Below are 20,843 nucleotides of genomic sequence, written 5' to 3' on the forward strand. Positions count from 1 at the left end.
CAGTCTTGCGTGGAACCTGCTTTCCATAGCCCGGCTGTTTTAGCGCTCAGCCCTGATCCCCTGTTGCTCGCGCCATTCCTTCAACAAGGCCTGGCGTGAACGTGGGTAGGTTTGATCTGCTACCTGCAAGGCTTGTATGCGGTCAGTACGGAAGTGTCGGAAATCATTGCGTAATTCACACCAGGCGACGATGATGCGCAAATTATCAAAGAAGGACAGGGCGCAAGGCCAGATGATGCGTTCGCTGGCCTTGCCGGTTTCATCCTGATATTCAAGTACCAGCTTGTGTTGCTTGCGTATGGCCAGGCGTATCTCGCGCAACTGCTCATCATTGCCAGCGTTCTTGCTGCTGGGGCCTATCAGCAAACCGCTGGTCTCCAGTTCCAGCCTGGCTTCTGCTGGCAAGACCGAGGCAATTTTTGCCAGCGCATCGCGTGCTGCCAGTGCCAGTTTATGGTCTGCCTGCTGCGCCACCCAACGCGAACCCAGGGCAATGGCGGCAATCTCTTCTTCAGTGAACATCAAGGGTGGCAGGGTAAACCCCGGCTGCAAGACATAGCCTACACCCGCTTCACCGGTAATTTTTGCACCCTGGTTTTGCAGGGTAGCGATATCGCGGTACAGGCTGCGCAAACTAATCCCCAACTCTTGAGACAGCGCTGCACCGCTGACAGGGTAACGATGCCTGCGCAGGATTTGCATCAGTTGTAGCAGGCGTTCAGTGCGCGACATGTGTATATCCGGTTATGTAGTCAGACATAATGGTCAATGTCTATAAATCATGCAATTTTAACCTGATCAACTGCAGCAGGCAGCACGGGGAATTATTTGCACTGCATTACAGCAACTTCGTCAGCATAGTCTTACGCAAGTATCGTCTTAGTCCGATTTTGTTCTTGACAGGGGCGGACTATTATTCAACTCATGGATGCAAGGCGAATATCACGGCTTAATTAAAAAAAATAAAGTTAAAAAAATAAAGTTAAGAAAATAAGGGGGCGATCATGCCAAGAACTACATGGAGTGCAAAAAGAGAGCGTCAGTTCAAGCATATCAAAGACAACTTAATTAACAGTGGCCGCAAGCCCGGCCTGGCTACAGAAATTGCTGCACGCACCGTTAACAAAGAGAGAGCACAGCATGGCGAGAGTAAGCTAGCGAGCAAGACCTCTCTGCAGGATATGCCCGCAGGGAGGCGCGGCGGGCTTCATTCACATAGTGGCCTGGCTGGTCGTACCTTCGCGCAGTTATATCAGGAAGCGCGCAGGAAAAATATCCGGGGCCGCTCGGGCATGAACAAGGCTGAACTGGAAAGGGCAGTCGATAGCCCCAAAGGACACAGGCAGGCGAATACAAGTGCAGGATAACTAAGAGTTAAAAAAATGATTAAAACTAGATAAATCATTCTTTGCATGGGTGAAATCATGATTGTCATCGGCATCAATAAGGCACCGGCACAACAATGGCTGCTCGTTGCATTACGGACCGCGAAGGCTGCGGCAGAAGCGAATGAAGTTGAATGGGAATATGCCCATATCAGAATAGAATTACCGCAAGGTCGTTCTTACTCCAAGTTGCCAGGTCATTTGAACCTGGTGGAAAATTAACCACAGCAGTCACGCAGGCATAGGGGAAGATCATGAATACGCCGCAACTCGTTTTGTATGGAGTCCTGGCCATGGTCTTGCTGACTTCATTGTTTGTGAAGAGATAATCATGAGCGCTCATTATGTAAGCCTGACCTTATGCAGTCTCTTGATGTATGCACAATATGCCTGTGCTCAAGATGCAAGGTTGTCGGTCAGCAGAGAAAGCGCAGGGCAACAAATGAGCCGCGTCACAGGAGCAGCTAAAGAACAGGCTGTTACCAAAGAGCAGGCAATTGCTGAGCGCGATGCGGGTGCGGCGCAAGAGCTTGCAGCTGCAGGTGCATCAGAAGGTGTAGCAGTGCCCGAATCTGGACAATCCGGACAGTCCGACTTGAATGGCCCACCTGTTCCTCCCGTCGCTGACGCACAGCTTGCTGGCAGAAGTGGCAATGCGCAATCGGCGAATGGATCTGACTTATATACCCGCGTGACAAGAGAGTATTACAGCCAGTCTGCGACTGCTGCCAGGCAAGAAAAACCAGGCACTTTGTCCAAGTTTGGTTTGCGCTATTCACAGGCTGGCAGTGACCATCTTTGGCTGGAATACCGGTTCAGTGATAAAGGCGCATTGCGCCTGCGCGGTGCAGCGCACAGAGGCGTCAGGGTGCTGGCAGTTTTTGAATATTGGTAGGATCAGTGGGCATATCACTAACTGCACTCATTGATTTGTCAGGCAATTTCTGCATTATTCTTGCATCACAAATCCACCACTAATTCATCATTAATGCACCACTGCAAGCGAATAAACATCCTCGCCCGCATGCAGTGTCCGGCCCAGTTGCCTGGTTCAATCAAATGCGGTTTCCCTTTTTGCCGGCACAGGGACCCACTATCAGGAGCAATCATGAACAGCAGACTTCAACCCACCCTAGAGCGAACGCCAAGCATGCATTACAAGAATTATGATATTTTTGTGATCGCCTTCCCCCGGCCAGACGGCCACTGGTCTGCCAGCGGCGAAGTACAAAAGTATGGTGCGCAAGGGCTGGAAATTGCCCAGCAGTTCAGCGGACCCTTCAAGGCAAACAGTGAAACCGAAGCGAGACTTGCCGTTATCCGCGATGCGAAAATGAAAATAGATGCGATACTGGCTGAGCTGGATTAAGTCCGAGTTCATTTTTTCATTATCCGCGCCGTCAGCACAAAGCAGGAGATTGCCCGCAGCCATGGCGGCATCGCCAGCATGACTGCTTGCCTGCGTGGTACTTGCACGCTGTGCGAAGATGACCAGCACATCACCGCGACCCCGGCTGGCTGAATTTTGTTATGATCTTTAACCAATATTGATCATCCATCAAATCCATGTCAAACATACTGCTGGAAGGCTACACCACCGACGAAATCCTGAACCTTCCTGCTGAACTGATGCAATCCATCATACTCAGCGATGAAGCTCTGGTCTTCAAGGCCGGGTCAGCAAATATGCTGGGCCGCTTTTGCGTTTCTGGCGACACCCTCATTCTGGAGCTGGCGCATGTCGATGGTGGCGGCGAAGGTGCCTTACCCGCCCTGGCATCACTGGCCAAGCGCTATGCACAACGCGAAGGTTTGCAGTTTCTGGAGTGGCGGGTGCACGCCGTACACTGTGCCAGACCCAACCTGAAATTACGCCGCGTACTGGAAAGACGCGGCTTTGTTGTTCGTGAATTACCAGACGTGGGGGAATGTTTTTGGTTGAGGAGTGCAGTCAATACCTACCGGGTTGGAAATGCATGAATGTCAGGCCTGATCCCAGCGAATTTAAACAAAGTTGAATTGAATAACATGATTCCAATTTTTTAAATGATGAAGTTAAGTAGCTACTCGCCTTGTTTGCTAATGCAAATCCCGTCACCACATCACCATCTTTGGAAAAAAATGGCTAAAGTTTTAAAAAATGAGATTATAAAAAATGTGGAAGCCCCTTCTCTTAACGAGTCACAACTGGCCGTGCAGAAGAGATAAATAATGGATGATAGATTGGAAAAGGCAAGAGAGATTCGGGCCTGCATACTTAACGGTGATGCAGATCGAACATTTGATTTACTTAGATCGAATGTAGATTTCCTAACTATGATGACCCCATTTGGGACATGGTTGCATATTGCCGCTGCGATAGGGGCACTTTCAATAGCAAAAGAGTTGGTAAATTTGGGACTGGATATTAACACTCGAGGAGGAACCTTAAAAGGAAATGCTCTCAATTCCGCTGCTTCAAATGGGCATCATGACGTTGTTAAATATCTCATCTCGTGTGGTTCTGAACTTGACGTTACTGAGCCTGAAAGAAATCCGTTATTTAGTGCGATTTACGCTGGTAGTTTTGACACTGTAAAGATTCTTGTTGAAAACGGTTTTGATGCATCTATCCAGTACAGTGGGGCTTCCATGAAGACTGTAAACGCATTGACCTTTGCAGAGGAGAGAGGGCAGACAAAAATTGCTATCTTTCTTTCTGAATTGGAAATTTCGCGAAAGAGCGAAGCTATGTAGTAGTCGAAAGCTGGCCTGCGCTCTACAAGTCCGCCTCAAGGCGATCAAACCAAAATCAACATCAACATAAAAAACATGAGTACGCAAGATGTTCGTCAATATCAATATCTCTGGGACGGCTCTCAACCTGGCTGGGAATTAATCTATGTCTATCAAGCATATGTCGATTTATCGCTAAAATTTGATCTTACTGGACCATCAAACTTGGAAATGATGGCGGTAAGGCGTACCGTGCATGAATTTAGTTCTCTTCCACTTGCCCAGGTCATTGCCCGTCTGTGCGGAAGCCAGACTTACTCCCTTGGGAGATTCGAGTCAAGACAGGCAAGAATTATTACCGCAAATTGTCGGAAAGAAGGTTTGATCGTGCTGGAGGAAGTAACAGACACTTCCAGGCACTTGTTTGCAAACAATCAAAACAAATCCACGCTAGTGATTGACGATGCAGAGCTGGCAAAGCAAGTTCACGATACAGCGTTGTTGCATGGTATTTGTGTTGGGAGGGTTGAGGCTTAGGCGACAGCCTCTCAAGAGCGAATAGCGACCTGCAATAGCGCGTTTGATATCAAGCGCGCAACTCTTCTATCAACTCAATAATCTCTTTGCCATAACTCTCCAGCTTCTTGTCACCGACACCGGATATCGCACGCAACGCGGGCAGGGTAGCAGGCTGCTGGCGGGCGATTTCGCGCAGGGTGGCGTCGGGGAAGATGACGTAGGCGGGCACATTGTGGGTGCGTGCAGTTTCTACGCGCCACCAGCGCAGTTTGTCAAAGACAGTCTGTGCCGCGCTATCGAGATCAGATTCGGAAAAGTCCTTGGCGGACTGGCGTTTGTGTTTGACGGCTTTTTCAGCTTTTTTGTACTGGCGCAGCTGCACCTTGATCTCACCGCGTAGTACGGCGCGGGATGCTTCTGTCAGTTTTAGCGAGCTATAGTTTTCATAATCGACTGCAACCAGGCCAAGGGCGATCAACTGGCGTAACAAGGCGCGCCATTCAGCTTCGCTCTTGTCCGAGCCTATGCCGTAAGTCGATAATTTTTCATGCCGCCATTGCTGCACGCGTTCGGTATCTATGCCGCGCAAGATATCGATGACATGGCCAGCGGCAAAACGCTGGTCTACACGGTAAATGGTGGACAGTATTTTTTGCGCAGCCACACTGCCATCAAATGAACTGGGCGGGCTGATGCAGGTATCGCAATTGCCGCAGGGCTGGGCGGCTTGGCCGAAATATTCCAGTATGTGGGTACGGCGGCAATTCAAGGTTTCGCACAGGGCCAGCATGGCTTCGAGCTTGACGCTTTGCACCCGCTTGAAAGTTTCATTCGCTTCTGACTCATCGATCATGCGGCGCTGCTGTACCACGTCCTGCAAGCCATAGGCCATCCAGGCATTGGCGCTGGCACCATCGCGGCCAGCACGGCCAGTTTCCTGGTAATAGCCTTCTATGCTTTTTGGTAAATCCAGATGGGCGACAAAACGGACATCGGGTTTGTCTATGCCCATGCCAAAGGCAATGGTGGCGCACATAACGATACCATCTTCACGCAGGAAGCGCGCCTGGTTGCGGCTACGGTCAGTCAGCTCCATACCGGCATGATAGGGCAGCGAAGTGATGCCGTTTTCATTCAAAAATTCAGCCGTTTCTTCAACCTTTTTGCGGGACAGGCAATACACGATGCCAGCATCACCGCTGTGCTGGGCCATGATGAAGTCCAGCAGTTGCTTGCGGCCATTGGCTTTTTCTACGATCTGGTAACGGATATTCGGGCGGTCAAAAGACGACACGAACTGCATCGCGTTTTCCAGTTGCAGCCTGTGGATGATTTCATCGCGGGTTTGCTGGTCAGCCGTGGCTGTCAGGGCGATGCGCGGCACATTCGGGAAGCGTTCATGCAAAGCCGACAGCTTGATGTATTCCGGGCGGAAATCGTGGCCCCATTGCGAGACGCAGTGCGCCTCATCAATCGCAAACAGGGCAATGTTGACGACTTGCAGCAACTCAAGGCAGCGCTGGGTCAGCAGGCGTTCCGGGGCGATATACACCAGATCAATATCGCCTTCGCGCATTTTCTTTTCTACTGCCAGGATTTCATCAAAGCTCTGGGTCGAATTCAGGAAGGCGGCACGCACGCCAACCTCGGCCAGGGCATCAACCTGGTCTTGCATGAGTGCGATCAGGGGTGATACGACGATGCCCACCCCACTGCGCAGCAGGGCTGGTATCTGGTAGCACAGAGATTTACCGCCGCCCGTAGGCATCAGCACCAGGGCATCGCCGCCATTGACGACATGCTCAACGATTTGCCCTTGCTGGGAGCGGAAAGCCGGGTAGCCAAATACGGTCTGCAATACGTGCAGGGCCTGATCTACCGTATTGCTGCCGGTATTTGTATGCGTATAGCCCGCCGTCACTGCTGTCGTCACTGCGGTAGTTACCTCTGTTGTCACTTCAGTTATCACCAATCAGTCTGCCCAGGTAATCGCGCCAGTGTAGGCGGTAATCAGGATCATGATACCAAAGGCGATACGGTACCAGGCAAACACATTGAAATTATGCGAGCTGATATAACGCAGCAACCAGCGCACGCAAAAGAATGCCGAGATAAAGGCGGCAACCGTACCCAGGCTGAACATGGGCAAGTCTGCCATCGACAACTCTTCACGCGCCTTGTACAGCGAATACACGGTGGCGCCCAGCAGCGTAGGTATCGCCAGGAAGAATGAGAATTCAGTTGCCGCCTTGCGCGACAGGCCAAACAGCATGCCGCCTATGATAGTCGCGCCAGAACGGCTGGTACCGGGGATCAGGGCCAGCGATTGCGCCAGGCCTATTTTGAGGGCATCGAGCAGGCTCATGTCATCGACAGTCTGTATGCGCGCATGGCTGCTGTCGTGAGCGTCTGCACCTGCCTGCTTGCGCTCCACCAGCAGGATGATGATGCCGCCTATGATAAACGCCAGGGCAACCGGTACCGGTGCAAACAGGACAGCCTTGATTTTTTTGGAAAACAGCAAGCCCAGTACGGCTGCTGGCAGGAAGGCGACGATGAGGTTAAGCGCAAACTTGCGGGCTTTGGGATCGTTGCCCAGGCCACCCACGACGCTGGCTATCTTGGCACGGTACTCCCAGCACACCGCAAAAATCGCACCGGCCTGTATGACGATCTCAAATACTTTTTGTTTCTCGCCGGTGAAATTCAGCAAACTGCCTGTCAGTATCAGGTGGCCAGTGGAGGAGATGGGCAAGAATTCCGTCAAGCCTTCGACGATGCCCATGATGATGACTTTGACGGCGAGTAGTAGATCCATAAAAACGCAAAAATAAGGAAGTTTTAGTCGGGACGAAGCTTAGCATGTCGCCCGTCACACCTGCTTGAAAATTTGCTGGCGACAGCCAGTGTGCAATTGCATTTATTTGCAGGATAGCCATATTTGAACATTTGCCAGATGGCAGCAGCCTGCACCATAAGTACCGTATTTTAGTACTTTATCTAATTTCATTGTCACAAAAATTAAGCGTCGCGATACTTCAGCTTGTTTAATGATGATGTCTTGATACCGCATGTCCCTGCAACCCAAACGATATACCGCATTTTGTCAGCATGGCCGCGCTGCCAGCCTGCACGCGCTTGTGGTGTTGAGTTTGATTCTTGGCCTGAGTGCCTGCAGCACGACGACCATGCCAGCACCACCAGCCCAGGCGGGGGCAGGTCTGGACGGCGGCGCAGATACTGTATTGACGGAATTCCGCAGTAACCAGGTTGAAGTCACGCTGGTGCGGCAACAGTATGTCTGGCGCTTGCCAGACGCCAACCAGCATCTGGCGCAGTTTGCTCACCACATCCAGGTGGATGGCAGTGTGCCTGCCCGTTTGCAGGAATTTGTCGTCACCTACAGCAAAGCCGAGCATCTGCCGCGCAACACACCTGCGGACAGTGCCCTGATGAGTGCGAGCCTGCTTGACCAGGTGCAGATCAGCAGGAATGGCAGGTTCATGGTGAGTGAAAGCATATCGCCGGTGTTTACCGGCGAGCAAAGTTACCGCCGCCTGGAAGCGGCCAGTCTCAAGGTCGGCAATGACACCTATGTGCTGACCGTGGCCAACGGCTTTTTACACAGGCCCATGTGGCTGGCGATATTTGCGGCAGATGGCAACCCCGTCTATCGCATAGGTCTGCCTCACGGGCACTGGCAATTAACGGAGCATGCCGACGGTATTTCCATCGTCGATACCTCAGGTTCCGGCAGGCGTTTGCTGATCAGGCCTGAGCATTAATGAAGAGCAGGCCAGGGGCACCACGCAAGCGCTTTGCCCTGTTAGCTTGCTTGTGTATGAATTGTATAAATTTGAGTGGGTGCTTCATCGCATTGCCTGTCGTTGGCGGAGGAATTGCCGGTGCTGGGCGCGACAGCGATGCAGTCAGGGCTGAAGCCTGGAATTACCCTGAATTTAAGGAGAAAGATGTGCAAACCGAAATCACCCAGCAAGTAAACAACAAGACGCGCGCTGACCGCAATAATTATTTTGCCGACTTTGCCGACCACGTGCACGTACGCCGCAATACACCTACCAGGATGGGTTCGTTTGAATTCAATTTTGTCCGCTCTGGCACCGACAATGGCGTACTGATCCAGGTTTATCATGATGGCCTGCGTATCATGCTGGAACGCATACCCTCTGCTTTTTACATGGGCGATCTGCAAGCCAGCGAAGTGCAGATAGGCGGGCGCAACTACCTTTTGCTGGCGGCCAATTCCCGCACAAGTACCCAGCGCATGTGGTTTGGCATCTACCGCCCGGATGGCAGCAAGTTGTATGCGGCCAGCCTGGAGCAGTCAGTCGTGCGTGTCATTCAAAATGATGACGGCATCTCGTTGTTCTTTTTGAGTGGTGATTCCATGCGCATCAAGATTTGATCGCAGGATTGAGGGATTTGCAAAAAACGGGTAGCAGGAAATTCAATTTCCCAAGCCAGTCCAGCAAATTTGCTGAATCGCAAAGTTGCTGGTCTGGCTATTCAGTAATTAAAACTCTTCCCAATCCTGCTCAGCGGCTTTTGTTTTTCTTTGCGGTATCTGGCGGATTGGCGCTTTGGCTGCATTTGCCGCATTGCCTGGTTTGGCTGCAGCCCTGGCAATGACTGGTGGGCGTCCTGCATTCACGGGGCGGCCAGTTTGCACGGCAGGGTTTTGCACCTGCTCCATTATGTGGAACTGGGACACCAGCTCAGACAATTTGCCTGACTGCTCGCGCATGCTCTCTGCTGCTGCAGCAGCTTCTTCTACCAGGGCAGCATTTTGCTGAGTCATCTCATCCATCTGCGTGACGGCCAGGTTCACTTGTTCGATACCGGCACTTTGTTCCTGGCTGGCTGCGGTGATTTCACTCATGATGTCGGCCACATGCTGGACGCTGGAGACGATGTCTGTCATGGTCTGGCCAGCAGTATCAACCAGCTTGCTGCCATGCTCGACCTTGCCCACCGAGTCATCAATGAGGTGTTTGATTTCTTTAGCCGCAGATGCGCTGCGTTGCGCCAGGTTACGCACTTCGGTCGCTACCACTGCAAAACCACGGCCTTGTTCACCAGCGCGGGCTGCTTCAACTGCAGCGTTCAAGGCCAGGATATTGGTCTGGAAGGCGATGCCGTCAATGACGGAGATAATATCAACAATCTTGCGTGAGCTTTCTTTGATCGAGCCCATGGTCTCCACCACTTGTCCAACCACTTCGCCACCCTTGACGGCCACGCCGGATGCCGAGATCACCAGTTGATTGGCCTGGCGCGCATTGTCGGCATTTTGCCTGACGGTAGAGGTCAGCTCTTCCATGGATGAGGCGGTTTCTTCCAGTGAGCTGGCTTGTGATTCCGTGCGGGATGACAGGTCAGCATTGCCAGAGGCAATTTCTGCCGCTGCCACATTGATGGTCTCGGTGCCATGGCGCACATTACCAATAACACTGCTGAGTCCGGTGTTGATGCCATTGATGGCATGCATCATCTTGCCGATTTCATCATTCAGTTTGATCTCCAGGGCTTCACTCAAATCACCCTGAGCCATTTTCTCGGCAACTGCCGTGGCTCTGGCCAGGGGGCGGGTAATCGAGATTGTCATCAGCCAGGCGCACAGCACTGACAACGCTGCGGCAATCACCGACAGCACGATCAAGAGAATGCGGCTGGTTTGATACGTCTGCTGGATTTCAGCAGAGGTATCATCAATCTGCTTGCGCTGCATGGCCAGCATTTCTTCTATTTTTTTGACATAAATGACCGATGCCGGAATGAATTCTTTATCCAGTGCCGTATTGGCTTCATCGATCTTACCGTCTTTTTTAAGTTCTACCACTTTATTGCGGGCACTGATATAGGCCTGGCGTTGTACGCCGATTTCCTTGAAGAGGGCGACTTCATCAGGGCTCTTCATGTGCTCAGCGATTTCTTTTTGCAAAATGCCAGAAGTTCTGGTTGATTCCTCCTGGTCAGCGGCAAAGAAGGTTGCCAGTGAGGGATCACTGCTTTTGGCAATCGCTGTTGTGCGGCGAACGCCTGTGTGAATATTGCGGTACCAGTCACTGATCATGCGCTCAGTTGCCAGCGGGTCTTTCAATAAATTGTCTGCCGCCGCCGCAACGGTATTAAGTTTGATGATGGCAACCAGTGTAGTCACGAAGAACAGGGAGAGGATAAGGACGAAGCCAAAGCCTAAGCGCTTACCCACCGAGAGGTGTTTGAACAGAGAGGTCATAGATTTTCTATTTGTTGTCGTAAGACAAATTGAAAATGCAGACCTGTGTACTGAGGTACAGTATGCTTAATGGCCTGCATCATGAAGATTGGAAATATAATTTCCATATGGTAATTATACTTTGAAGTAATAAGCCGATTGTATGAAGTTTGTATGACTTTAATGCAAATTTCTATAAAAATTGTTGCTTATGCTATAGCCAAATCTTATACGCTTACAAGTCTGATGACATGCTAGTCCATCGTATCACCAAGATTTGTGACATATATTTTAGGTGAAAATTTACAAAAATCCATATTGATATGAGGGTTTTTGCCACATCAGTTGAGAAATATCTAAAAGTGATGTCAAGACAGTTTAGGTGATAACTTTTTATGATTTAGTAAATAGAACAGTATGGCTTTTTGTACTGGCAGGAGCAGGTTCTTTTGTCGGTAGCCAGTAAAGCCAGCATAGCTGACCGGGTCAAAGGCGATTTCCCTGCCTATGGAAAATGGTGGCGTTGGCAACAAATGCGGCATTCCCATTTGGTCAAGATGCCCGGTAGTCAATGACCAGTCTGCATTTGCATAGCTCTCAGGCCAGCTATCGGTGATGACGATATCAAAGCTGGATTCGATTGATGAGGCATAGCGGACGTTTGATTTCGCTTCATGAAAAGCAGCCTCACATAGCTGCGTGACCTGAAAGCCCATGACCACCGCCAATTCATGCCAGGACTGCATAATATTGGTGGGCGGGCCCCAAAGACATATTCTCGCCTGCTGTATCGGCGCGATTGCCTGATTTACATAATACGCATCCGTCAATACCTCGCATGGGTGACCCTGGCTGGACAGTGCATTGACAACAGCGCGGCAGCTGTTGCCGGCAAGTTCCGCCAGGCGCTCATGGTTGCGTTCGCGTATGACATAGATGTCGTAAAAGTCATCAAGATAGGCGGCCAGGTCTGTCGTTCTCTCCGCTGTCTTCAGCAAATTGGGCAATTCAACAAAATGCAGGCCCAGTTCCTGGAAAGCCTGTATGAAGCTGGTACGCGTGCGTATGCCATTGCCCTCAAACGACCAGGCGACACGCCCCTCGATACGCATGTCCTGACGTTCTGCCAGTTCCCAGATGCTGGCAATATCGTTGGCGGACAGGTCGGTGATCTGGATGAGATTCATAAAAAAGATAGCCAGGCTTGGCTATGAGCGGGATGACATTGTCAGCATACAGGTCTTGTCATGCTTGCTGATGAATTTGATTGCAAATATAAACATCTGCCCGGTCTTGTCCTGATATCAATTTGTCTTGATACCAATGATGAAATGCAAGCTTGTTGCGAGGTGGTTGAGAGCTTATTTAGAGCTTATTGAGATGCAAAAATTGTATATCACATTGTTAATATTGCATAAATATCATGCTAGAAGTATAATATAGCTTTCCCACTCTGGAAATTTATTTCCTTTTTAATATGACATCTCTACAGTTAAAACGCGGGCTTGCCACGGCCCTGTTATCGGCCTTGCTGGCTGCCTGCGGTGGTGGCAGCAGCAATAGCGCGGGGACAACTAATACGGGCGCGAATACTGCCATTTCCAGCGGCGGCAGTGCCGGTCAGGCATTGGTGCAGGTAGCACCAGCGCTGCAATACCCTATCCCTGACGGTCTTTGGTCTGCTCCTTCTGGTGCTACGCCAGCCACAGGCAACTACATTTATTTGCAAAGTGATAACGGCGACTATATCGGCTCTGGCCGTACCCTGCTGTATACCAATGCAGATTCAGTTATCACAACATCCAATAATGGTTTGAAAATTAATGCTGCTGTGCAGGGTAACCAAAGCTGGAATGGCGGCTTTTTGCTGCCATCTGCTGCGGGCAGTCTGCAAGCTGGTTATTTCCAGAATCTGACCCGCACTCCTTTTGCTGATCCTGCCATTGGTGGTGTCGAGTGGAGTGGCGAGGGGCGCGGCTGCAACCAGATCAAGGGTTGGGTCATCATCGATAAGGTCGAGCTGACTGGCACGGCCATCAGTGCACTGGATTTGCGTTTTGAGCAGCATTGCGAGGGTGGTGCGCCTGCCTTGCATGGCCAGATACACTGGAACAAGGCAGATACCGGTGGCCAGACGGGTGGACCACAAACCATCCCAGCCAATTTGTGGCAAGCCGCTGTCAGTGCAGTGCCTGCTTCCGGCAACTACATGTACCTGGAAAGCCGTCCCGGTGATTACGTCGGTGCTGGTAAAACCTACACCTATACCCAATCCAATGCCAGCTTGAAGCTCAATACTCAAACTGGCTTTCTGGGTGTGAACGTCACTGGTGACCAGAACTGGACTGGCAGTTTCAAGGGCATGAAAGATATGTCGCAGCTGGCTGTTGGTTACTATCCCGGCTTGTCGCGTTATCCTTTCAATAACCCTGTTCTGGGCGGTCTGGACTGGTCTGGAGACGGGCGTGGCTGCAACAATCTGAATGGCTGGTTTGCGGTAGATAAGATCAGTTACAGCGGCGCCACTCTGACAGCAGTAGATCTGCGTTTTGAACAGTATTGTGATGGCAGCACTGTTCCTTTGCGTGGCCAGTTGCACTGGGTAGCGAATGACACAACGACACCGCCAGGACCGCAAATTCCTGTGCCTGCCAATTTGTGGAAACCCGCCGATTCTTTTGTACCGCCAGCAGGTAATTTTATTTATCTCGTCAGCGACAGTGGTGACTACATCGGTGGAGGCCGCACGCAATTGCTGACACCAGCCAATACCAGTTTCACTTCAATATCCAACCTGACCGCAGCATGGCGCATCGGTGCAGGCGGCTGGTGGGGTAATTTTGTCGGCATGAACTCATTGTCGCAATTGAAACCTGGCTACTACGCAGACCTGCAACGTTACCCGTTTCATAATCCAGTGCGCGGTGGTATGGACTGGTCAGGCAATGGCCGTGGTTGCAACAAACTGACAGGCTGGTTTGTCGTCGATAATGTCAGTTATGCCCTGGGTGAATTGACATCCATAGATCTGCGCTTTGAACAGCATTGCGAAGGTAATGTGCCTGCAATGCGTGGCATGATTCACTGGGCAAAATAAACGCTGTATGGTAGCTGCATGGTAGCTGTATAGTTGTACATAGCTAAGCCAGGATGCCGGTAGTGCGCAAGCGCTACCGGCATTTTACTTACTCTTGCTTACTCTGCCTGGCATGTTGATTTATCAAGCAACTTTCTCAGGATGGCTGCGTCGCCTCTTCAAGCTGGGTCAGCCACAGTATTGCGGTTTCTCGCTTATCCCCACACATTTCCACCGAAGCACGCAAGCCTGAGCAAACTGCAGGGCGACTGGACAGGCCAAAAATCTTGCAGGCCAGATTTTCATCCAGTTGTATGCAGGGCACGCCCGCTGGTTTGCCGTTCGGCATGCCAGGTATGGGGCTGCTGATGGATGGTGCGATGCAGCAGGCGGCGCAATGGGGGCGGCAGGAAAAAGAAGTGCTCATGCGCGCATTGTAAAGTATGCGTCTCATGACACACCAGCAGAAAGTTGTTCTCTAGGGGGATCAGCAGGCCGGAGGTGTTGAATGCACGAGCTCCCGCCTGCCTGTTACATAAGCTATATTACAACAAGATTATGGGCAATCAACCACTGATATTCATGCGCTGCGTATGCGTCCACTGATGGTCATAGTCGGACACGGCAGAACCATACGTCCGGTAGGTTTTGCCTTCACCTGGCCATGGGTTCATGATGTAGATATAGTTGGTGCCGTTATACACCTCATAGCCAGTACCGACCATGATATGGCCGCCGCCATTGGTCCAGCCATAGCGGATCACGAAAGGGCGGTTGGCATTGATGTCGTTGACCACCGTGTTCCATGACGATGCATAGTTATAGGCTGTATTTGGCACACCCCAATGTGCCAGAATGTTTTGTACGCTGCCGCCGCTACCGTACATGGAGTTGGGCTGATTGGCGTTGCTATTCCAGTTAAAGTTGGTATTGCCGCAGGCATAGTTCAGACCATAAGCCCAGTTCACAATCTGGCACTGGCTGGGATTTTGATTATAAAAACTCAGCAAGGCCTTGCTGCTGCCTGCCCAGCACCACTGGCTGTGTTCTTGCGTGACCAGCGGTACATTCAATGCACGGTATTGCGCGTAAGCGCTGGGTATGCCCAGCATTGCTCCCAAGACGAGTATGAGCTTTAACAGATTTTTTTTCATGATATCTCCGTATTTATTGTAGGTATATTCAACTGGATTCTGGCTTAGCGAAAGCTGTCGATATTGCGCTTGACGCTGACGCGCAAAGGTTCAAGGATGTCGCTTTGCTCCAGCAAACCGTTGTTGGCAGATTGAGTGCCGAGTTTTTCACTGCGCTGTTGCAGCAGCAAATTCTGGCGGGCGGCTTGCAAGGGCGCAAAGCGGGCACGAGCATCGGTAGGCGAGACTACTTCCAGAAAATCCGACATGGCCTGATACACGCGAATGAAGCGCAGGTTGGAGCGTGTGCTGTTGCCATGCACTGCAATCGCTGCATCGACATCCTTGGCCAGCACTGCGCCGCCATACGAAATTACACCCCAGTGCCCGTTGTTTTGCCGCAGGGTTGCCAGGCCTATCGGTGTGTCGTTGAGGGTGATGACAAAGCGCCATTCACCGGTCGCTTTTGCCATGCTGCGCAGATCACCACGGCCTGTCATGACATCTTGCGGCGGCAGGCTATAAACTGGAAACCCATAGCCTATCTTCGCGTCCTTGAGGTCTTGCACATCATTGACTTCGAGCGGGAATTCAGACGGCAGGGTACCGCCGCGACGCTGCACATTGAATTGCACAAACTCGGCAAAATCGCGTTGTGCAGCAGCGCTGACCAGGCGGGCCTGATCGCTTGTTCCACCAATATCGCTGGCCAGATTTTGTGCCAATAATGCAGGGCTGGCGACAGCGCAACTGATGCTGACAATCAAAGCAGCCAGGGTGGATTTTTTGAATCTTGAAACAGGGTGAAAATGCATGATGATTTACTCCTTGGTTAGATTGAGACAATAGCTCGCCCATTCAAGCGGACTGGGCAGCTTGAAACATGGCATGGCTGACATGCCGGACAACATTCCCGCGCAGACGGGAATAGGGGATCCTCTTATAGAGCGGTTCAGAACTCTATAATCAGAATTTTTATGAAAAAGAAATTGCGCTGGTCAGCGTCAACAATGAATATGACTACACTGCGGTCGTATATCGTGAGAGTGCAAAAGGCCTGTGCGGATTGAGGTGATTGAGGTTATTGTGGTGATACTGAGATCATCTTTGTAGCAAGGGCCATCAAGGCTGGCTGTTTGTTGAGCGTCGTTCATGTTTTTGAACTCGGTTTTGCAGTCAGTGTAGAACCCGGTTTTATAGATGGACAGCGCGCAGGCGGCCGCCATCGCGGTGACAGTGTCACCGTTCAAATGGATGAATTTCATGGTAAGCAGACTCCAGACGTCAAAGGGATGTCCGTGCGCAGTTACGCAACGGATACCCCCTCTGTCCTGGACCTGAGAGATTTCGCCTGCTGCCATGGGTAAGGCGGCAATGCTTGCTCCTTCGGTGTGCTGGGTGACGCAATCCAGCCGCTCTTCAGAGTTTGAAAACAATAACGGTCCTTTTGCCTGAGAGTTTCCGGGGCGGTTGCTCCTTCGGCGCTGCCACAATCTTTATTTGGCAGTCTCTCCCGATATTGTTTGGTGTGCTGTGCTCAACCTGTTGTGCAAGTTGTAGAAATGAGCATAGTGCACACATTATCCATTTGCAAATCATTTTTGATGTCAATAGGATTATTTTTTTGTTTTGATTGAGTCTGTGATTTGTATCCCACATGCGCAAGCATGCTTGGCGTTTGCCAGTCTGTCGGGCTATGATTGGCTTACAAAAATCTGAGTTATCATCCATGCCTGATCATTTATCCAGCAAGTTCCGTCTAAAAGAAGTTTCATCCTTGAGCAAACTTGGCCTGGCCTGCGCCATGGTATTGAGTTTTGCTGCTACGCAGGTTCAGGCACAAACCAAACCGGCGACGCCAATTGCGGCGAATGAAAAAGTAAAGGAGAGCGCATGGCTGTCTGATTCTGCGCTGACGCAACTGCTGCAAAAAATGGTGGAAAGCCGTTTCATGCCCTATAAGGTCGTCGGGCAAAAAAATGACAAGGACTTGCTCAGCTATAAAGCCTACTTCCATCCTTTTCCTAGGGATATGGAGAGATTCTATTCATACTGGGGCATGACCACAGTATGGTATGTCGCGCGTAAAAACAGTATGGCGCAAGAGGGCTTTCAAGAAATCTGGCACCAGTCTTTCCTCGATGCCGCTAATACTGAATTACATCAGGCAGTATGGTTAAAAAGCTCAACAGAAAATCCTGAACTGCAAAAACTGGGTAGCAATTATGCCGATGAAGAACATGAACAAAACATCCTGGTGGGCATGTTATGGCGAGGCGAATTCAAAAAGCTGGACATTGCACTCGATAGTGCTTTTGCACAAAACAAGGCTGGCAGGCTTAAATCAAATACCCTGTATAAACGCTTTGCTACTTTGTCGCGCCTGGACAAAGACTTTCAAAAGCAGTTTGATACCTGGCTAAAATCCAGCACCTATGGCTATGCTTCTCTCGCACGTGGCATGTTCTTGCAACAGCAGGCATGGGATGCACGCGGTGATAAACTGGCTGCTGAGACCAGCAAAAAACAGTTTGCTGAGTTTCATCAATTATCCAGCCTGGCAAGAGTCGATCTGACGAAAGCAAATGAAAAAATAAAATCATGCAGTATCTGTGCAGGTGAGTTGATCACCAGTAACAGGGCACTCAGTATCAAAGACGGTGATGATGCATTGCTGAAAATCGTCCTGCAAAATGACCCCACCCTGTATTCACCGGTATATGCCTACTTGAGCAAATTGTTGCCGCAGTGGGGAGGTTCTTTTTCTGAGATGGAGACCTTCATCGGCAACATCAGAAAAACCACCGGCGATGAAATACTGGTCGATGATTTGAAATCACGTCTTTGTTATTACCGCGGCATCGCCATTTATCGCGAAGACCATGAAGGTGCCCGCACCTGGTTTGAGCGCGGCCTCAACAGCCAGCCATATCAGTTACTGGTCAATGAACTGGCCCTGCTGTACGCCAAAAAGAACAGCCACAAACAAGCCATCGCCCTGTTGGAAAAGAGCATGGCAAATGGCAATGAATGGGATATCTACACTCTCGAAGCCCTGGCGCAGTCATACTTTGCGCTGGGCATGCAGGCCAAGGGGGACAAGCTCATCGCCAGGCGGGATGAGGCTGTGAGGCGGTTCAAGAATGGAGAGTAAGGGCTTTGTGTTCTTCTGGCCTGGGTGAGTGGGCTAAAACCATACTTAGTCCATCAAACAACCTTCAATCACTGCCTATCAGTTAAAATCCAGACTGCCTCATCGAGAAGAATTTCCCTTGTGCAATTAACCTGGCGCTTCATTTTCTCCCCTGCTTACGCAGTACTCATGCTATCCCTGTGCATGCTGGGAGCCTGCGCCCGCAATGAGTCAGTGCAAACGCTGGAGCAGCGTGATCTCATGCGCCTGGTGTTCAAGGGCTGGGACATCAATGACGACAAGGACATCATCAGGACACCGCAGTTAAAGGCCGAATTGCCGGCATCTATTCCTACGACGACTCAACTGGCATTGCGCATGCATGCCCTGCACGTGCAAAAACTCGATGCAGACACGGCAGTCCTGCTGGTCAAGGGCGAGCCCCTGGCATCGGGTTTGCCCAATTTGATTGCTGCTTATTGGTTCAAGCGGCGGGGTGAGGCCTGGTCGCTGACCAACCGTCAGGATGTGGTTGAATGGCTGGCTGCCAACGGTCGCATCAGCAAGACCAGCATGGTGGAATTATTCCCAGGTGACTTTGCCATGGCAATTGAACATAGCCATGTGGAGAAAAACGAAGTCCATGTCTGGCTGCGCCTGTTGCGCATAGAAGCAGACAAGATCACCCCATTGTTTGACAAAGACAAGGATGTTGATCTGGTCAAGCATGTAGAGAGTGGCACTGAATGTGAAAGCATGATGCGCCCCGGCAAGGGCAAGCATCCGCGCCTGCACCTGCATGAAAACGAACGGGACCCGCCGCATTGCTATGACTACCTGGCGAAGTGGGAACTCGCCCCCGGCATTGCCGCACCCGGCCCGCTCATTGTCCAATTTGCAGGTAAAACTTACGGTTACCGCCAGGTCAGCCGCATGACCGACAGTGCAGGTGAACGCACCAACACCTATGACTTTGTCATCACTGCGCAAAAGGGCAAGAAGAAGCTGGTGTTTGATGCTGATACGCAGAAGTATGTCGTGGCAAATGACAAGCCGGTCAAGGCCAAATAGGCGCAGTGGATCGTAGTGAAATTTAAGGGCGACCTGCCGCCACCCACGTAATCAATTCGTCCAAAGCGGCTTTCGCCTTGACGGCTTCATCATGATTGATCATCGCCGCCACTATCCATTGCTGGTCATTGATATCCCGTACATAGCCAGCAATCGCCACCACATCTTTCAAGGTACCGGTCTTGATGCGGGCGCGCAATTCTGCCGGCCCACCTTTGAGGCGACGGCGCATGGTGCCATCCATGGAGGCCACCGGCAGGCTGCTGGCAAATTCTGCATACCAGTTACTGCGGGCGGCCGCCTGCAATAAACCCGCCATTTGTTGTGGGCTGATACGTTCAATTCGTGAAAGGCCGGAACCATTTTCCAGCACCAGCCCGGCATCGTTGATACCCTGCCTGAACAACCATTGCCTGATACGTGCGTCCGCTGCTTGCAGGTTAGTCATGCCCTGCTTGTTGGCGGATTCTGCGCCCAGAGTCAGGTAGAGCATGCGCGCCATGACATTGTCGGACTGCTTGTTGATGATGCGCAGGATATCGGCCAGTGGCTCGGACTGGCGCTCAGCCAGTACCGTGGCCGAGGCGGGTGTCTTGCCATCGCGCACTTCGCCCTGCCAGGTACCGCCCATCTCTTGCCACAGCGCACGTATCAGGTGCGCAAGATACTGGTTGCGGTCAAGGATGTTGATATTGTTCGTGATCTTGCAACGCTTGGGGAAGCCGCCGTTGAGCGTGATCTCCAGGCCAGCTTTGGTGGTCTGACGCAGTGGTTTTTTACTGGCTGGCGCGTTTGGATTCTCTGTCTCGGGATCATCCGCCACGTTGTTGACAGTTTCAATTACAGGCGGCTGCCATTCAGTCTCCCAGGCAGAGCAGGGCAGCTCATTAAAGTGCAGGTGATTAACGATCTTGACCTTGTCCAGCGGCGTGTTCAGGCGTGCCTCTATCTTGTCCGTCGTTGATTCCAGGGAGATGCTGCTGAGGTTGCTGTTGACCAGCAGTGCATCAGGTATGACGTTGTAATAAGCATCGGGGAACTCATCGAATTGCGCTGCGCCTATATCTGGCCGCTCAGGCTGGAAATAACTGCGGTCAAGAATGATATCTCCACGCAGGCGGCGCAAGCCCTGGTTGCGCAGGCTACGTAACATGCTGCCCAGTTTTTCTATCGTCAGGTTGGGTTCGCCACCACCACGCAGGTAGAGGTTGCCAGTGTAGATGTCTTTTTTGTTGCTCTTGTCGGCCAGTATCTGCGTTTTCCAGCGAAAGGTCGGCCCCAGTTCTTCGAGTGCCACGATAGTTGTCACCAGCTTCATCGCCGATGCCGGGTTCATGGGCCGGTCTGCGGATTGTAGCAAGACTGGCTGGCCGCCACTGGCAGGCATGACGATTGCGCTGAATGCCTGGACCGGCACAGCGGTCCTGTTGAATGCTGCTTCAACAGTAGTCGGCAAACTGGCCTGTGCGAAAGCAAAAGCAGGTAGCAAGGGTAAAACGGATAAGAGGCAGGCAGGAGCTAAGCGCATAGATACGGTAATGGTGACATGAAGCCATATTGTAGAGCAGGCAAG

21 protein-coding genes and 1 riboswitch are annotated in these 20,843 nt (G+C 51.3%); of the genes, 12 read left to right on the top strand and 9 right to left on the bottom strand.

What is annotated here, in order from left to right; translation table 11 throughout:
- Nucleotides 1–39: 39 nt before the first annotated feature.
- A complete protein-coding gene (locus ACO0LN_RS02495) occupies nt 40–732 on the bottom strand; it encodes a helix-turn-helix transcriptional regulator (protein WP_422970812.1) in 693 nt (230 codons plus the stop codon).
- Between the two features lie 272 nt (nt 733–1,004).
- Here ACO0LN_RS02495 and ACO0LN_RS02500 point away from each other — a divergent pair, with 272 nt between their 5' ends.
- The 7 genes from ACO0LN_RS02500 (at nt 1,005) to ACO0LN_RS02530 (ending at nt 4,637) form a co-directional block, all read left to right on the top strand.
- Complete coding sequence (locus tag ACO0LN_RS02500; RefSeq protein ID WP_422970813.1) at nt 1,005–1,367, top strand: plasmid stabilization protein; 363 nt, start codon at nt 1,005–1,007, stop codon at nt 1,365–1,367.
- A 57-nt stretch (nt 1,368–1,424) separates the two neighbouring features.
- On the top strand, nt 1,425–1,607 hold the full coding sequence (locus tag ACO0LN_RS02505) for a hypothetical protein (RefSeq protein ID WP_422951496.1): 183 nt from the start codon (nt 1,425–1,427) through the stop codon (nt 1,605–1,607).
- A 109-nt stretch (nt 1,608–1,716) separates the two neighbouring features.
- Nucleotides 1,717–2,280, top strand: coding sequence for a hypothetical protein (locus ACO0LN_RS02510; protein ID WP_422970814.1), 564 nt, complete (start codon nt 1,717–1,719; stop codon nt 2,278–2,280).
- A 213-nt stretch (nt 2,281–2,493) separates the two neighbouring features.
- On the top strand, nt 2,494–2,754 hold the full coding sequence (locus tag ACO0LN_RS02515; RefSeq protein WP_422970815.1) for a hypothetical protein: 261 nt from the start codon (nt 2,494–2,496) through the stop codon (nt 2,752–2,754).
- 197 nt (nt 2,755–2,951) lie between these two features.
- Nucleotides 2,952–3,365 carry a hypothetical protein gene (locus ACO0LN_RS02520; RefSeq protein ID WP_422970816.1) on the top strand — a complete coding sequence of 138 codons (414 nt, stop codon included), beginning with the start codon at nt 2,952–2,954 and terminating at the stop codon, nt 3,363–3,365.
- Between the two features lie 231 nt (nt 3,366–3,596).
- Nucleotides 3,597–4,121, top strand: a complete 525-nt coding sequence (locus ACO0LN_RS02525; RefSeq protein WP_422970817.1) for an ankyrin repeat domain-containing protein — start codon at nt 3,597–3,599, stop codon at nt 4,119–4,121.
- Nucleotides 4,122–4,196: 75 nt separating this feature from the next.
- Nucleotides 4,197–4,637 (top strand): hypothetical protein, encoded by a 441-nt coding sequence (locus tag ACO0LN_RS02530; protein ID WP_422970818.1) that lies wholly within the window; start codon nt 4,197–4,199, stop codon nt 4,635–4,637.
- 49 nt (nt 4,638–4,686) lie between these two features.
- Here ACO0LN_RS02530 and recQ read toward each other — a convergent pair whose 3' ends face one another.
- Both recQ and ACO0LN_RS02540 read right to left on the bottom strand, forming a co-directional pair.
- A complete protein-coding gene (gene recQ, locus ACO0LN_RS02535) occupies nt 4,687–6,540 on the bottom strand; it encodes a DNA helicase RecQ (RefSeq protein WP_422971264.1) in 1,854 nt (617 codons plus the stop codon).
- Between the two features lie 51 nt (nt 6,541–6,591).
- Nucleotides 6,592–7,437, bottom strand: a complete 846-nt coding sequence (locus ACO0LN_RS02540) for an undecaprenyl-diphosphate phosphatase (protein WP_422970819.1) — start codon at nt 7,435–7,437, stop codon at nt 6,592–6,594.
- Nucleotides 7,438–7,690: 253 nt separating this feature from the next.
- Between ACO0LN_RS02540 and ACO0LN_RS02545 the strand changes: the two genes are divergently transcribed.
- Together ACO0LN_RS02545 and ACO0LN_RS02550 are read left to right on the top strand one after the other, a co-directional pair.
- The gene (locus ACO0LN_RS02545) at nt 7,691–8,404 is read left to right on the top strand and encodes a hypothetical protein (protein ID WP_422970820.1); all 714 of its coding nucleotides are present in this window, start codon (nt 7,691–7,693) and stop codon (nt 8,402–8,404) included.
- Between the two features lie 56 nt (nt 8,405–8,460).
- Nucleotides 8,461–9,045, top strand: coding sequence for a hypothetical protein (locus tag ACO0LN_RS02550; protein ID WP_422970821.1), 585 nt, complete (start codon nt 8,461–8,463; stop codon nt 9,043–9,045).
- Nucleotides 9,046–9,153: 108 nt separating this feature from the next.
- Here ACO0LN_RS02550 and ACO0LN_RS02555 read toward each other — a convergent pair whose 3' ends face one another.
- On the bottom strand, nt 9,154–10,878 hold the full coding sequence (locus ACO0LN_RS02555; RefSeq protein ID WP_422970822.1) for a methyl-accepting chemotaxis protein: 1,725 nt from the start codon (nt 10,876–10,878) through the stop codon (nt 9,154–9,156).
- 347 nt (nt 10,879–11,225) lie between these two features.
- On the bottom strand, nt 11,226–12,044 hold the full coding sequence (locus ACO0LN_RS02560; RefSeq protein ID WP_422970823.1) for an ornithine carbamoyltransferase: 819 nt from the start codon (nt 12,042–12,044) through the stop codon (nt 11,226–11,228).
- Nucleotides 12,045–12,334: 290 nt separating this feature from the next.
- On the opposite strand from ACO0LN_RS02560, the gene ACO0LN_RS02565 reads away from it, so the two are divergent.
- Nucleotides 12,335–13,954, top strand: coding sequence for a hypothetical protein (locus ACO0LN_RS02565; RefSeq protein WP_422970824.1), 1,620 nt, complete (start codon nt 12,335–12,337; stop codon nt 13,952–13,954).
- Between the two features lie 136 nt (nt 13,955–14,090).
- Here the strand turns inward: ACO0LN_RS02565 and ACO0LN_RS02570 are convergent, their stop codons facing one another.
- The 3 genes from ACO0LN_RS02570 to ACO0LN_RS02580 form a co-directional block, all read right to left on the bottom strand.
- Nucleotides 14,091–14,360 carry a YkgJ family cysteine cluster protein gene (locus ACO0LN_RS02570; protein WP_422970825.1) on the bottom strand — a complete coding sequence of 90 codons (270 nt, stop codon included), beginning with the start codon at nt 14,358–14,360 and terminating at the stop codon, nt 14,091–14,093.
- Between the two features lie 139 nt (nt 14,361–14,499).
- A complete protein-coding gene (locus ACO0LN_RS02575) occupies nt 14,500–15,087 on the bottom strand; it encodes a C39 family peptidase (RefSeq protein ID WP_162059793.1) in 588 nt (195 codons plus the stop codon).
- Between the two features lie 44 nt (nt 15,088–15,131).
- On the bottom strand, nt 15,132–15,881 hold the full coding sequence (locus tag ACO0LN_RS02580; RefSeq protein WP_422970826.1) for a hypothetical protein: 750 nt from the start codon (nt 15,879–15,881) through the stop codon (nt 15,132–15,134).
- A 614-nt stretch (nt 15,882–16,495) separates the two neighbouring features.
- Nucleotides 16,496–16,592: riboswitch (glycine riboswitch) on the bottom strand.
- A 203-nt stretch (nt 16,593–16,795) separates the two neighbouring features.
- Here ACO0LN_RS02580 and ACO0LN_RS02585 point away from each other — a divergent pair.
- Both ACO0LN_RS02585 and ACO0LN_RS02590 read left to right on the top strand, forming a co-directional pair.
- Entirely contained in the window at nt 16,796–18,220 is a 1,425-nt protein-coding gene (locus tag ACO0LN_RS02585) for a tetratricopeptide repeat protein (RefSeq protein ID WP_422970827.1), read from the top strand.
- A 168-nt stretch (nt 18,221–18,388) separates the two neighbouring features.
- A complete protein-coding gene (locus ACO0LN_RS02590; protein ID WP_422970828.1) occupies nt 18,389–19,270 on the top strand; it encodes a hypothetical protein in 882 nt (293 codons plus the stop codon).
- Nucleotides 19,271–19,292: 22 nt separating this feature from the next.
- Here the strand turns inward: ACO0LN_RS02590 and dacB are convergent, their stop codons facing one another.
- Nucleotides 19,293–20,798, bottom strand: a complete 1,506-nt coding sequence (dacB, locus tag ACO0LN_RS02595) for a D-alanyl-D-alanine carboxypeptidase/D-alanyl-D-alanine endopeptidase (protein ID WP_422970829.1) — start codon at nt 20,796–20,798, stop codon at nt 19,293–19,295.
- Nucleotides 20,799–20,843: the final 45 nt, after the last annotated feature.

This window comes from Undibacterium sp. TC9W (assembly GCF_049339865.1).
Lineage (GTDB): Bacteria > Pseudomonadota > Gammaproteobacteria > Burkholderiales > Burkholderiaceae_D > Undibacterium.